This window comes from Pseudomonas sp. SJZ078, from assembly GCF_007828255.1.
Classification (GTDB): Bacteria; Pseudomonadota; Gammaproteobacteria; order Pseudomonadales; family Pseudomonadaceae; genus Aquipseudomonas.
On sequence record NZ_VIUG01000025.1, the window covers coordinates 1 to 13,577 of the forward strand.

At 61.1% G+C, this 13,577-nt stretch carries 11 protein-coding genes; 3 read left to right on the forward strand and 8 right to left on the reverse strand.

The window, feature by feature from the left end; all coding sequences use genetic code 11:
- Together FBY02_RS19900 and yjiA are read left to right on the forward strand one after the other, a co-directional pair.
- The coding region (locus FBY02_RS19900) for a YbdD/YjiX family protein (RefSeq protein WP_144929925.1) at nucleotides 1-158 on the forward strand (158 nt) is incomplete at its 5' end.
- 216 nt (nucleotides 159-374) lie between these two features.
- A complete protein-coding gene (gene yjiA / locus FBY02_RS19905) occupies nucleotides 375-1,343 on the forward strand; it encodes a GTPase (RefSeq protein ID WP_144929926.1) in 969 nt (322 codons plus the stop codon).
- Here the strand turns inward: yjiA and FBY02_RS19910 are convergent.
- The 6 genes from FBY02_RS19910 to FBY02_RS19935 form a co-directional block, all read right to left on the reverse strand.
- Nucleotides 1,335-2,045, reverse strand: coding sequence for a GntR family transcriptional regulator (locus FBY02_RS19910; protein ID WP_144929927.1), 711 nt, complete (start codon nucleotides 2,043-2,045; stop codon nucleotides 1,335-1,337). The genes yjiA and FBY02_RS19910 overlap by 9 nt on opposite strands.
- A 22-nt stretch (nucleotides 2,046-2,067) precedes the next feature.
- Entirely contained in the window at nucleotides 2,068-2,769 is a 702-nt protein-coding gene (locus FBY02_RS19915) for a FadR/GntR family transcriptional regulator (protein ID WP_144929928.1), read from the reverse strand.
- Nucleotides 2,770-2,829: 60 nt separating this feature from the next.
- Nucleotides 2,830-4,143: a C4-dicarboxylate transporter DctA gene (locus FBY02_RS19920; RefSeq protein ID WP_144929929.1), complete on the reverse strand. Its 1,314-nt coding sequence runs from the start codon at nucleotides 4,141-4,143 to the stop codon at nucleotides 2,830-2,832.
- Between the two features lie 261 nt (nucleotides 4,144-4,404).
- On the reverse strand, nucleotides 4,405-4,950 hold the full coding sequence (locus FBY02_RS19925; protein WP_144929930.1) for a hypothetical protein: 546 nt from the start codon (nucleotides 4,948-4,950) through the stop codon (nucleotides 4,405-4,407).
- A gap of 232 nt (nucleotides 4,951-5,182) precedes the next feature.
- Nucleotides 5,183-6,436 carry a serine hydroxymethyltransferase gene (gene glyA / locus FBY02_RS19930; RefSeq protein WP_144929931.1) on the reverse strand — a complete coding sequence of 418 codons (1,254 nt, stop codon included), beginning with the start codon at nucleotides 6,434-6,436 and terminating at the stop codon, nucleotides 5,183-5,185.
- Between the two features lie 146 nt (nucleotides 6,437-6,582).
- The gene (locus FBY02_RS19935; protein WP_144929932.1) at nucleotides 6,583-10,431 is read right to left on the reverse strand and encodes a bifunctional diguanylate cyclase/phosphodiesterase; all 3,849 of its coding nucleotides are present in this window, start codon (nucleotides 10,429-10,431) and stop codon (nucleotides 6,583-6,585) included.
- A gap of 272 nt (nucleotides 10,432-10,703) precedes the next feature.
- On the opposite strand from FBY02_RS19935, the gene ettA reads away from it, so the two are divergent.
- A complete protein-coding gene (gene ettA / locus FBY02_RS19940; RefSeq protein ID WP_144929933.1) occupies nucleotides 10,704-12,368 on the forward strand; it encodes an energy-dependent translational throttle protein EttA in 1,665 nt (554 codons plus the stop codon).
- A 188-nt stretch (nucleotides 12,369-12,556) separates the two neighbouring features.
- Here the strand turns inward: ettA and FBY02_RS19945 are convergent, their stop codons facing one another.
- Nucleotides 12,557-13,048 carry a GreA/GreB family elongation factor gene (locus FBY02_RS19945; RefSeq protein WP_144929934.1) on the reverse strand — a complete coding sequence of 164 codons (492 nt, stop codon included), beginning with the start codon at nucleotides 13,046-13,048 and terminating at the stop codon, nucleotides 12,557-12,559.
- Nucleotides 13,049-13,118: 70 nt separating this feature from the next.
- Nucleotides 13,119-13,475, reverse strand: a complete 357-nt coding sequence (locus FBY02_RS19950) for a hypothetical protein (RefSeq protein ID WP_144929935.1) — start codon at nucleotides 13,473-13,475, stop codon at nucleotides 13,119-13,121.
- Between the last annotated feature and the right edge of the window lie 102 nt (nucleotides 13,476-13,577).

Consider the following 13,577-nt stretch of genomic DNA (forward strand, 5'->3'; position numbering starts at 1 on the left):
AGGCCGCCCGCCTGATGGTCGGCATGCCCGACTACGACAACTACGTCGAGCACATGCAAACCAAGCACCCGGACAAACCGCTGATGGACTACGAGGCGTTCTTCCGCGAACGCCAGGAGGCCCGCTACGGTGGCAAGGGTGGGCCGAAGTGCTGCTGAAGGCCTTGTAACACCCTCTGTGGGAGCAGGCTCGCTCCCACAGTTGTTTTTGGGCTGCTTCAGGTTTTTGCGTCCGTCATCGATTCCCTGTGGGAGCGCGCCTGCTCCGGGCGGCGATCCGACGATGGCGTACTATCAGCCGACATCGATAGTGGCTGAACCACTGCTATCGCGAGCAAGCTCGCTCCCACAAAATCTGCATCAAGGAGATTCTGTTTGTCCGCTCCCATTCCCGTGACGATCCTCAGCGGCTTCCTCGGTGCCGGCAAGACCACGCTGCTGCGCCATCTGCTCAAGGCCGAGCACGGCCTGAAAATCGCCGTGATCGAGAACGAATTCAGTGATGCAGGTATCGACACTCAATTGCTGGGCGACGAACCGGTGCAGGTCATGACCCTTGCCAACGGCTGCGTGTGCTGCACTATCCACACCGACCTGACCAAGGCCCTGTACCTGCTGCTCGAACGGCTGGACAGCGGTGAGATCGCCTTCGATCGCCTGGTGATCGAGTGTACCGGCCTCGCCGATCCGGCCCCGGTGGCCCAGACCTTTTTCATCGACGAGGAACTGCGCGAGCGCTACATCCTCGACGGAATCCTGACCTTGGTGGATGCCGCCCACGCCGAGGTCCACCTGACCCAAGCCATTGCCCAGGCCCAGGTCGGATTCGCCGATCGCCTTCTGGTCAGCAAGACCGACCTGGTGAACGCGGCCCAGGTCGAGGCCCTCGGCGAGCGCCTGACCCGCATCAATCGAAGGGCCCCCATCCGGATCGTGAAACATGGCCAGATCGACCTGGCCGAACTGCTCGATATCCGCGGTTTCAACCTCAATGCGGACCTGGGCGCGGGGTTCAGCCTGCGCCCGGTCGTCAAGGCCGCCCCGGGCGACCGCATCAGCAGCCTTGTGCTGCGTACCGACAAGCCGCTGGATATCGACAAGCTCAGCGAGTTCATGAACCAGTTGCTGGAAGACCACGGCAAACAATTGTTGCGCTACAAGGGTGTGCTGAACATCGCCGGCGAACCGCGGCGATTGGTATTCCAGGGGGTGCTCAAGTTGTATGGCTTCGATTGGGACACCGAATGGGCCATCGATGAGGCCCGGGAAAGCGTGATCGTGTTTATCGCCGACGAGTTGCCCGAGGAGAAGATCCGCGCGGGATTCGAGGCCGCTTTAGCTTGACGATGGCGTGCCTGCAACCATTAGCAGCCGTTGCTCAAGATGGTCCAGGTGCTCATCCATCAGGCGCGCGGCTTCATCTCCATTGCGGTGTTCCACGGCGTCCACGATCGCCAGATGTTCCTGCCAGGCGCAATGCCGGCGGGATTTGATCTCGTGCCGTGCCAAGGCCAGCGAGGTCAAGGGCACCAGGCTGCCGAGGAACTGCGCCAACGGTGCGTTGCCGGCCATGGAAGCGAGGTGCAGGTGAAACTCGCCGGAAAGACGTATCGCCGGGCCGCGCTCGCCACGTTTTAGGCATTGTTGCTCCCTCGCCACCAACTCCCGTAGATGCTGCAGATCCTTCGGTTGCGGAGCCTTGCAGGCCAGGTGCACCAATGTCCGTTCGGTCAGCCGGCGGGCATGCAGGATCTGTCGGGTCTGTTCCAGGTCCGGAGCCGCGACTTGCGGCCGATGGTTAGGACGCAGGATCACCACTTGCTGGTGGGACAGGCGCGCCAATACCCGACGAATGATGCTGCGGCTGACGCCGAACACATCCCCGAGGCCTTCCTCGGTGAAACGGCTGGCGGGCGCAATGCGTTGTTCGAGGATGGCGTCGAAGATCCGCGGGTAGATATCGTCCACCGACGGCTTGCCGACAGCGCCGGGCAGTGGCAGGGCGGCAAGCACATCGCGTTGTTGATGGGACGTGATGTTGTTCATGACGGTCTCCGCGAGGCGTGGCTCAGGTAGCGAGGTTGTCGTCTGGAATATTCAGTTCGATGCCCATGCGCTGGCCTTCCCTGAGGATATGCCGGCGCATTTCCGCACTGGCCTGGGCGCTGTTCTTGCTACGAATGGCGCGTACCACGGCTTCGTTCTCTTCCAGCCGTTCGGCCAGGTGCTCGGGCGAATTGCGCAATACATCGGCGCTTTGCTTGAGGGCATTGCTGGTCTGCTGCACCACACTGTGGAAGATCGGGTTGGACGTCAGGGCAAACAGCTCCTCGTGGAACGCGATGTAGGCGCTGGCGCAGGCATCGTTATCATTGGCTTCCAGGGCTTCGCGCATGTCCATGAGGGTCAGGCGCAACTGTCCGACTTCCTTGCTGCTGATGGACTGGGCGACCAGGCCGACGATGAAGGGTTCCAGGGTGTAGCGCAGTTGCAGCACGTCTTCCAGGCTCGCACCGGCTACTGTGCTGCTTTCATGGATATCGCCGGCGCTGGCTTCCAGCACCACCACGCCTTTGCCGGGCATCGAGCGCACAAGCCCGAGGGTTTCCAGCACGATGACCGCTTCGCGCAGGCTTGGCCGACTGATGCCCAGCTGTTCGGCCAACTCCCGCTGGCCCGGCAGCATGTCGCCCGAGCGCCACTGGCCCCGGGCCAGGGCGGCGCGTAGTTTTTCCACCACGGAGTTGACGACGGTTGATGAACTGATCACGCGATGCTCCTTCAAAAATCAATCAGGCGATGCCGGCTCGGGAGTCGGTATCGCGGTCTTTCAGAATTGCTGCTGATGGGCGCTGCCCGCCGGTTTTCTCGGTTGGAAGGTATAGCCCTGTTGGCCGGACAGTACCTTGCGCGCACGCGGGACATCGATGTCTTTTTCCCAGCGGGCAATTGCCACCGTGGCCACGCAATTGCCGATCAGGTTGGTCAGGGCGCGACCGATGCCCATGAACCAGTCGACCGCCAGCACCAGCACCAGGCCGACCACCGGAATCGCCGGGATCGCCGTCAGCGTGGCCGCCAGGATTACCAGTGCCGAGCCGGGAATCCCGTGGGCTCCCTTGGATGTGATCAGCGACACCAGCAGGATGGTCAGCAGGTCGGTCAGCGCCAGGGGCGTACCGGTGGCATTGGCGATGAAGACGATGGCCAGGGTCAGGTAGATCGAGAAACCGTCCAGGTTGAACGAGTAACCGGTCGGGATGACCAGCCCCACGGTAGAACTGCCGATCCCGAGGTGCTCGAGCTTGCGCATGACTTGTGGCAGCACGGCGTCCGAAGAGGCGGTGCCGAGCACGATGAGCAATTCTTCGCGCAGGTACTTGAAGAACGGCAACATCGGCAGGCCCGACGCGCGCATCACCAGGCCCAGGATCAGGGCGACGAAGGCAATGCAGGTCAGGTAGAACAGGCCGACCAGGCTGCCCAGGTGCTGCAGCGAGTCCAGCCCATATTTGCTGGTGGTGAAGGCGATGGCGCCGAAGACGCCGATGGGGGCCAGACGCACGATCATACCCATGATGCGGAAGATCACGTGGCTGAGTTCGTTGATCAGCCGGGAGATGCCCGAAGCTGCGTCACCCACCAGGTTCAGCGCACTGCCGAACAATACCGAGAACAGCAGCACTTGCAGGATGTTGTTCTCTGCGAAGGCACCGAGCACCGAGGTCGGGATCAGGTTCATCAGGAATTGCGTGGTGGTCACCATGTGCTGGCCGCGCTGGGCGATGTCACTCACGTCTGCACTGGAAAACTGCTCCAGATGAATGTTCGCGCCACTGCCGATGCCGGTACTGAAGGCCAGTACCAGGCCAATCACCAGGGCGATGGTGGTCAGCACTTCAAAGTAGATGACTGACTTGAGGCCGATGCGCCCGACCTTCTTGAGGTCGCCGGCGCCGGAAATGCCACTGACCACGACGCAGAATACGATCAGGCCGATGAGCATCTTGATCAACTTGATGAAGCCATCGCCGAGGGGTTTGAGCTGTGCGGAATATTCTGGGAGGGTAAGCCCGCAGACAATGCCGAGCACCAATCCGAGGACAACTTGAAGGAAGATCGAACGCGAGCACCATTTGAGCATGGGAGGAATTCCTGGGTCGGTGTCCTTATCGCCAACACGAGGCGGTGGGCGTCAGGACTTCATTATTGTGGTCTTACCGGTTTGTCCAGTGCAGTGGCAGTCTAGGCCCTGTTTTTTGAATTCCGCAAGCTGATTTTCTGAATTTGGCATGACCGGTCTTACCAGATGGTTCGAAACCGGCGTACTTGGGTCGTTGGAGGTGGCGAGGAAAATTCACCACCGTTGAGCCGGTGACGTGTCCTCAACTGGCCCGGACCTGGATCAGGCGTGCCTTGCCTCAAGAATGCTCAGAATGAAAGTTATCCGAGACTTTTGTTCCGTTTCGGCGAGATAAAGATAGGGTGATCCTCGAACTTTTAGTCCGCCGATATATTTATTATTGGTGGTCATGAGTGAAACAGGCGTATGCCGTGCCTTGATATCGGCCCGAGTAATCACATTGTCATGGCGATCGATCAAAGTAACTGCAGTGGGGGTGTCGATAGGCGAATGGGTGACACCAAATACTTCCAACCAACGTTTGCCGATCAACTTGTTGTAATGCTCGCCAGGGTTTTTGATGCATAACCTGTAGCCCTCTTGCGTGGCGCGGAAGTCGAGCCTCAGCGGCTGTGCGACGGCCCCCTCGCCATGGGAGCGCATTCCCAGCAGGTGCGAGTGGTCAAGGGTCTGCGGCCTGCCGGTAAAGAAACCGCCGCTGAATGAACTGACCGTGGCCAGTGCGGGTTTGCCGTGCAACATTTCCAGTAAGTTGACATGCGTATCGGGCAGGCTGAGTGTTGCCTCGAAAGAGTGTGTACTGTCCATGTAGTATTCGAATCCTTTATTGAGTCTGATAAGTTGCGCTGTTTAAACGGATTCGATAGTAATGGAATTCTCGGCTGGTGATGCCGCGTGAGTATTGCAAGGCGTTAAGTGGAACGCCGTTGAAGTTAGGAAAAGACTTGGAGTTGGCTGGCGCGGCTCTTGTTGAAATTAGATGAAAAAAGGCCCGCATCTTCCGATGCGGGCCTTTTTTCATGGCGGTTGGCCGGGCTGATTAAGCGCCGTACACCGGTAGCTTCTTGCAGATCGCCTTGACCTTTTCGCGAACGGCGTCAATCACCGCTTCGTTGTTCAGGTCGGCGAGGATGTCGCAGATCCAGCCGGCCAGTTCCTTGCACTCGGCTTCCTTGAAGCCGCGAGTGGTCACGGCCGGTGTGCCGAAGCGCAGGCCGGAGGTGACGAACGGAGAACGTGGGTCGTTTGGCACCGAGTTCTTGTTAACGGTGATGAACGCCTTGCCCAGCGCCGCGTCGGCGTCTTTGCCGGAGATGTCCTGCTTGATCAGCGACAACAGGAACAGGTGGTTCTCGGTACCGCCGGACACCACGTCGAAGCCACGCTCGATGAACACGCCGGCCATGGCCTTGGCGTTTTTCACGACCTGCTGCTGGTAAGCCTTGAACTCAGGTTGCAGGGCTTCCTTGAAGCAGATGGCCTTGGCGGCGATGACGTGCTCCAGCGGGCCACCCTGGGCGCCCGGGAACACGGCGGAGTTCAGCTTCTTCTCGATGTCGGCGTTGGCACGAGCCAGGATCAGGCCGCCACGTGGACCGCGCAGGGTCTTGTGGGTGGTGGTGGTGACCACGTCGGCGAATGGCACCGGGTTCGGGTAGACGCCAGCGGCGACCAGGCCGGCGACGTGGGCCATGTCCACGAACAGGTAGGCACCGACCTTGTCGGCGATGGCGCGGAAACGCGGGAAGTCAAGGACCTGGGAGTAGGCGGAGAAACCGGCCACGATCATTTTCGGCTTGTGTTCGAGGGCCAGGCGCTCGACTTCGTCGTAGTCGATCAGGCCGTTGCCGTCGATGCCGTACTGGACGGCGTTGTACAGCTTGCCGGAGGACGAAACGCTGGCACCGTGGGTCAGGTGACCGCCGTGGGCCAGGCTCATGCCCAGAATGGTATCGCCAGCCGACAGCAGCGCCAGATAAACGGCAGCGTTGGCCTGGGAACCGGCGTGGGGCTGGACGTTGGCGTAATCGGCGCCGAACAGCTCCTTGGCGCGGTCGATGGCCAGTTGCTCGACCACGTCGACGTATTCGCAACCACCGTAGTAGCGCTTGCCCGGGTAGCCTTCGGCGTATTTGTTGGTCAATACCGAGCCTTGAGCTTCCATCACCGCGGGGCTGGTGTAGTTTTCCGAAGCGATCAGCTCAATGTGCTCTTCCTGGCGCTGAGCTTCTTGCTCCATGGCGGCAAAGAGATCGGCGTCGTACTTGGCAATAGTCAAATCACGGCTGAACATGGCGGTCCTCAAGGATCGGGGGCAGAAAAGGGAGGCATTCTAACCCAACCGCTTTTGGAAGGGGTATGAAAGGAATTCAGCTTCAAGATGCAAGCGACAAGCTGCAAGCTAAATGCGGGCTGGCTTTGCTCCAGCTTGCCGCTGCTTTAATCGAGCATGAACAGCGCATCATTGCTGAACTGCGCTTCGAACCGGTGGGCAGGCATCGGGCGACCGAACAGGTAGCCTTGGACTTCGTCGCAGCCGTGCTCGCGCAGGAAGTCCAGTTGTTCGTGGGTCTCGACGCCTTCGGCGATCACCGCCAGGTTGAGGCTGTGGGCCATGGCGATGATCGCCCGGGCGATCTGCGCGTCCTGTTCGCCGGATGGCAGGCCGTCGACGAAGGTGCGATCGATCTTCAGCACGTCGATAGGGAACTGCTTGAGGTAGTTGAGCGACGAATAACCGGTGCCGAAGTCATCCACGGCGATGCTCAGGCCGAGGTTTTTCAACCCGGCCAGGATCTGCATCGCCTCGCTGACTTCGCGCATCAGGATGCTTTCCGTCAGCTCCAGCTCCAGGCAGGCCGGTGACAGGCCTGTGCTGCGCAGGATATTGGCGATTCGCGTACCCAATTGGCCATCGGAGAACTGTCGGGCCGAGATGTTGACCGAGACTTTCGGCACCCGGACCTTGGCCTGGTGCCAGGTCTTGAGCTGTCGGCAGGCCTCGTCGATGACCCAGTCGCCGACGTCCACCACCAACCCGAGTTCTTCCAGCACCGGGATGAAGTCCCCTGGCGGCACCAGCCCGCGTCGCGGATGACGCCAGCGCAGCAGGGCCTCGGCGCCGGTCAAGCGTTTGCCGTCGCCACTGAACTGCGGCTGGTAGTACAGCACGAATTCATTCTGCTCGAGGGCGTGGCGCAGGTCGCTTTCCAGTTCCAGGCGTTCCAGGGCACTGGCGTTCATGTCGGCCTGATAGAACTGGAAGTTGTTCTTGCCGCGCTCCTTGGCGTGATACATCGCCGTGTCGGCGTTCTTCATCAACTGGCTCAGTTCGTTGCCGTCCTGGGGACTCAAGGCGATACCGATACTGGCCGTGACGAAGAACTCCCGGCCTTCGAGCACGAATGGCCGGACCAGGCTGGCGAGGATCTGCTCCGCCACGTTGATGGCTCGGTTCAGCGCCGTTTCCCGGCTGGAGCGCGGCTCCAGCAACAGGGTGAACTCGTCGCCGCCCATGCGCGCCACGGTGTCGTCGTCGGCGACGCAGCCGAGCAGCCGTGTCGCCATGTCCTTGAGCATCCGGTCGCCGGCGGCATGCCCCAGGGAGTCGTTGATCGGTTTGAACCGGTCCAGGTCGAGGAACATCAGCACGACCCAGTTCTTCTGCCGCTCGGCCGATTGCAGCGCGGTGTGCAGGCGGTCCTGGAACAGCGTGCGGTTGGGCAGGTGGGTGAGGGCGTCGTAATAGGCCAGGCGATGGATGCGCTGTTCGCTGGCCTTGCGTTCGCTGATGTCGCTGAAGAAGCACACGTAGCTGGCCAGGTCGCCTTCATCATCCAGCACCGCCGTGATGCCGACCCAGGCCGGGTAATGTTCGCCGTTACGGCGCTTGAGCCAGACCTCGCCTTCCCAGGAGCTGTGCTGTTGCAGCTGCTTGAGCACGTAGCGCAGGTGGGCCTCCTGCTGATCGTCCACGGTCAGCATGCTCGGCAACTGGTCCAACACCTGGGACACCGCGTAGCCACTGACCCGGCTGAAGGCCTCGTTGGCCTGGACAATGTAACCGGCCGGATCGGTGATCAGGATCGCCGAGGTCGAATGCTCGAATACCGTGGCGGCCATGCGCAGGTCTTTTTCGGCGCGCCGTTGCTGGCTGATGTCGCGACCGACGCCAAGCACGCCTTCGAATCCACCGGCATCGTCCCAGACCAGCACCAGCCGCAGTTCGATGGGGATCTTGCGTCCGTCGGCACGCAGGCAGTCGAACAGGAACAGCTGGGTCTGCATCTGATTGCGCAGCTCGGCCAGTTGCGCGGGCTTGTCGAGCGCCTTGCTGACCCGGTCCATCAGGGTATAGATGCCGGTCAGTTGCTGCGGATTGGCAATGGTCGACTGCCAGCCGTTCTGGAAGATCCAGTCGGCGTTGTAGCCCAGCACCGCTTGCACCGACGGGCTGACGTAATTGAGCGAAAGCTTGCTGTCGGTGGAGAAAATCACATCGCTGATGCTCTCGGCGAGCATCCGGTAGCGCTGTTCGCTGTCACGCAGCGACTCGCTGGCCTCGATCTGCTCGGTGACGTCCTTCGCCACACCAATGATCCGCGTTACCTGGTCATGCCGGTCCCGGGCCAGGGCTTGTTCGCGGATGTCGAAGCGTCGCCATTTGCCATCGCGATGGCGGAAGCGCAGTTGGCATTGCAACAGATGCGCATAGCCGCCGCGCCGCTGTTCCTGGCGCAACGTATGGTAATGGTCGGCATCGTCGCTGTGCAGCAGGATTTCCCAGAAGTACTCGCCCATCTGGTGCAGTTCGGTGCGGTCATACCCCAGGGTCTGGCCCAGGTGGTGGTTGCTGAAGATCATCCGCTGGCTGATGACATCCTGCACGTAGAGATGATCCGGCACGGTACGCACCACGTCGGACCAGAAGCCTTCGCGCTCGAGCAACGAGAGTTCGATCAGCTTGCGGCTGGTGATGTCGTTGATGCTCAGGATAACGGCGTTGTAGTCGTCCTGCTTTTCCGGCAGGCGCAGTACCAGCCAGAGATGCTGGTCACGGCCGTGGGCGTCCCGGAGTTTGATCTCCAGTTCCAACTGCTTGTGCTGATCGAGCAGGGTTTCGAGCAATTGCGGACCGACCGGATTGTTGTCCTGCGGACCCTTGCCCACCAGCAACTGCCAGGCCTGTTCACAGGAGTCGACGTTGAGCAGCCGCAACGCCATCTGGTTGACTTCGGTGATGCGCACTTCCTGTTGCAGCTGCTCGAGCTGGTGCGGGACTTTCATCCACGCCCGCAGTTGATCGCCATTGTGCAGGCCGGCCCGGACGAAGAATGACTTGAGGCTGGAGAGGTCGAGCACGCACAGGGCCACGCCGGTGCCTTCGAAAATGTCCTGGTAGCGCCGGCGACCTTCGTGCAGTTGCCGCTGGCGGCGGCGCATGTTCAGCAGGGCGATGACCGGCAACATCGAAAACGCCAGGCCCAGCAGGCATTTGCCGATGAAGGCCGGTAACAGTTGTTCGAGCACCTGGCGGCGGTCGAACAGCCCCCGCAGTTGCCAATCGCTGCTGCTCAGCGGCACGGTCAACACAGTGTTATCCAGATCGTCCGGCGACAAGTGCGAGGGGGTGATCGATGGCAGGCTCTCGTCACGGCTGACAATTTGTTGGTTGAGACGGTTTTCCACCAGCCACAGTGGGCGCAACCCGGTATCGGCCTGTTTGATCAGCGTGGAGAAGAAATTCGGGGTCAAGCGCAAGGCCCAGTAACCGTGGGTATTGCCGCTGGCCTGGTACAACAACAGATGCACCACGGAGCCGTTGTCGGCGTTACTGAAGTAATGCGCCTGGTTGTGACTGCGGTGCACCAGCTCACTGAGATAGCCGGCATCGTGGCTGTCGGGGTCGGTGTCGCTGAGCACCATGCCGGACGGACTCAGCAATGCCAGGCTGCGTAACTGGGGTAGCGATTGCTGAAGTTTGTGCAGCAGGGCCTGCTGTTCGTCGGCTGTCTGCGGTTGTTCGACGATCGGTAGCAGATTGAGGGCGATTTGCGCGTTCAGGGCCATGTTCAGGCTGACTTGCGCAGCCAGGTCGGCGGTGTAGTCGATGGTGTACTGGCGCTGTTGCTGCTGGGTGACGCGCAGTTGGTCGAGCAACTGCCAGAAGAGCAATCCGAGCAACAGCAGTACCAGCGTGGCCAGGGCGCCCTTCAATGTCCCGCGCAGGGGCGAGCCGGGCACGGTATCCGGTGCGCGTGGGGACAGGGTCGGCGTGACGTTGGACAAGCTGTAATCCTGCGGTTTGCTGGACTGGCGCGACACGCACTATAAGCCGGACGCCCGAAGGGCGGCTAGCATGCCTTGCCTTGTGGCAAAGTGCCAGCCCCTAGTGGCTGGACCTTGACGGACGGTTGAGGTAGCTTTGCCGGTCAAACAAGAGCGTTCCAGCTCCAGATCCCCAGGCTTTAGCTGCCCCGCTGGCATTGATGACCGTCAACTGCCGGCGCCGTGCATGGCCTGGTTCGTTCTTTTCACCTGTCACAGACGCTAGGTTCACCATGGCTCAATACGTCTTCACCATGCATCGGCTGAGCAAAGTTGTTCCGCCGAAGCGGGAAATCCTGAAAAACATTTCGCTCTCTTTCTTCCCCGGCGCCAAGATCGGCGTGCTGGGCCTCAACGGTTCGGGTAAATCCACGTTGCTGAAGATCATGGCCGGCGTCGATACCGAATTCGACGGCGAAGCCCGCCCGATGCCGGACCTGAACATCGGCTACCTGCCCCAGGAGCCTCAACTGGACCCGACCAAGACCGTGCGTGAAGTGGTCGAGGAAGCGGTCAGCGTGATCAAGGATGCCCAGGCGCGCCTGGACGAGGTCTACGCCGCCTACGCTGATCCGGATGCCGACTTCGACAAGCTGGCGGCCGAACAGGCCAAGCTCGAAGCGATCCTGCAGGCCAGCGATGGCCATAACCTGGAGCGCCAGCTGGAAGTCGCCGCCGACGCCCTGCGCCTGCCGGCCTGGGAAGCGAAGGTCGAACACCTGTCCGGTGGTGAAAAACGCCGTGTGGCCCTGTGCCGCCTGTTGCTGTCCGCCCCGGACATGCTGCTGCTCGACGAACCGACCAACCACCTGGACGCCGATTCCGTCGCCTGGCTCGAACACTTCCTGCACGATTTCCCGGGCACCGTGGTAGCGATTACCCACGACCGGTACTTCCTGGATAACGTCGCCGGCTGGATCCTGGAACTCGACCGCGGCGCGGGCATTCCATACGAGGGCAACTATTCGGGCTGGCTGGAAGCCAAGTCCGAGCGTCTGGCTCAGGAATCCAAGCAGCAGTCGGCCCATGAAAAAGCCATGAAGGAAGAACTGGAGTGGGTGCGCAAAGGCGCCAAGGCCCGCCAGTCCAAATCCAAGGCCCGTCTGCAACGCTTCGAGGAAATGCAGTCCCAGGAATTCCAGAAGCGCAGCGAAACCAACGAGATCTACATCCCGGCCGGTCCGCGCCTGGGTGACAAGGTCATCGAATTCAAGAACGTCACCAAGGGCTACGGCGATCGCGTGTTGATCGACAACCTGTCGTTCTCCATGCCCAAAGGCGCCATCGTCGGTGTGATCGGTGGTAACGGTGCGGGTAAATCCACGCTGTTCCGCATGCTGATGGGCAAGGAAACCCCGGATTCGGGCACCATCGAAATTGGCGAAACCGTGCAACTGGCCTGCGTCGACCAGAGCCGCGAAGACCTGGACGGCAGCAAGACGGTGTTCCAGCAGATCTCCGACGGTTCCGATCAGATCCGCATCGGCAACTACGAAATCCCGTCGCGCACCTACGTGGGCCGCTTCAACTTCAAGGGCGGCGACCAGCAGAAGTTCGTCAAGGACCTGTCCGGTGGTGAGCGCGGTCGCCTGCATCTGGCGCTGACCTTGAAGGAGGGTGGCAACGTCCTGCTGCTCGACGAACCGTCCAACGACCTCGACGTCGAAACCCTGCGTTCGCTGGAAGAAGCCCTGCTGGACTTCCCGGGCGCCGCCATTGTGATCTCCCACGATCGGTGGTTCCTCGACCGCGTGGCGACCCACATTCTGGCGTACGAAGACGATTCCCAGGCGGTATTCTTCGAAGGCAACTACACCGAGTACGAAGCCGATCGCAAGAAGCGCCTCGGCGAAGCCGCTGCCCAGCCACATCGGGTACGGCACAAGAAACTGGCCTGATCAGCGATAAAGCCTGCATGTGGGAGCGGGCTTGCTCGCGAAGACGGTATGCCAGTCGACAATCATGTGACTGATACACCGCTTTCGCGAGCAAGCCCGCTCCCACAAGGGGGTCTAGTTACGCCGAGAAATGGCGGGTTGGCTCGGTTCCTGTGGGAGCGAGCCTGCTCGCGATGAGGCCATCCGGGTCACCCCAGCTCTATCGCCACCACCTCAATCGCCATATCCCCGACCGGTCGCTTCCAGACCACCTCATCCCCGACCTTGCTCCCCAGCAACGCGCGCCCCAGCGGCGAACCCCAATTGATCAGCCCACTGGCCGCATCGGCCTGGTCTTCACCGACCAGTTGCACGCGCTGCTCTTGGTCCTGCTCATCGACAAAGGTCACCCAATGTCCGATCCGCACCTGGTCCAATGAGGTGGCTGTGACAACTTGCGCGCTTTGCAGGCGCTGGTTGAAATAGCGCAGATCCCGTTCCAGGTCCGCGATGCGCTGCTTGTCCGCCAGCTCTTTGCGGGCTGCCTGCTGGCTGTGCAGCGCCTGCAGCTCAGCGACCCGGGCCTGCAACTGGGCGAACCCGGCGGGTGTGACGTAGTTGGGTTGCGCGCTGACCTGGCGTTCGACCGGTTGATCGGCCTGGGCCGCGGCGCTGTCTTCGTTGACGAAAGCACGACTCATGCTGTTCTCCTCTTTTGGAGTTTGGGCCATGGTCGCAGGCTTTTGGTTTCGACGGATATCTGTACGCGACTCACTGCGAGCGATAGGCCCGGGCGGCGTCACGATCCTTTTCCTGTTGCCAGGCACGTTCGCGCTCATCCCAGTGACGATCGCGGTAGGCGTCCCGATCCTCACTTTCGCGCATGGCCTGGCACTGCCGGAAACCGTCGCTCCAGCCTTCGGCGTAGCGTGCGTCCTTGAGATAGCGCGGCACGTCTTTCCTGAACTGGCCGGTGATCGCGCCGGCGGCTTGCCGGCCGCTGCTGCAACCGTCATCGAAGCCGTCGGCGAATGCCGGTGGATAGCCTCGGGCGATCAGGTCTTCATGGGTGGTCTCACAGCCGCCAAGCAACATCAATACCGCCAGTACTACTGCCACGCGCCTCATTTTCCACATTCCTGCCATCACCACTCATAGAACAAGTCTAGAAGCGGATTCGTCAGGTAAGCGTGAAAGCGCTGTGAAAATCAGTTGTGGGGTGGCATTGGG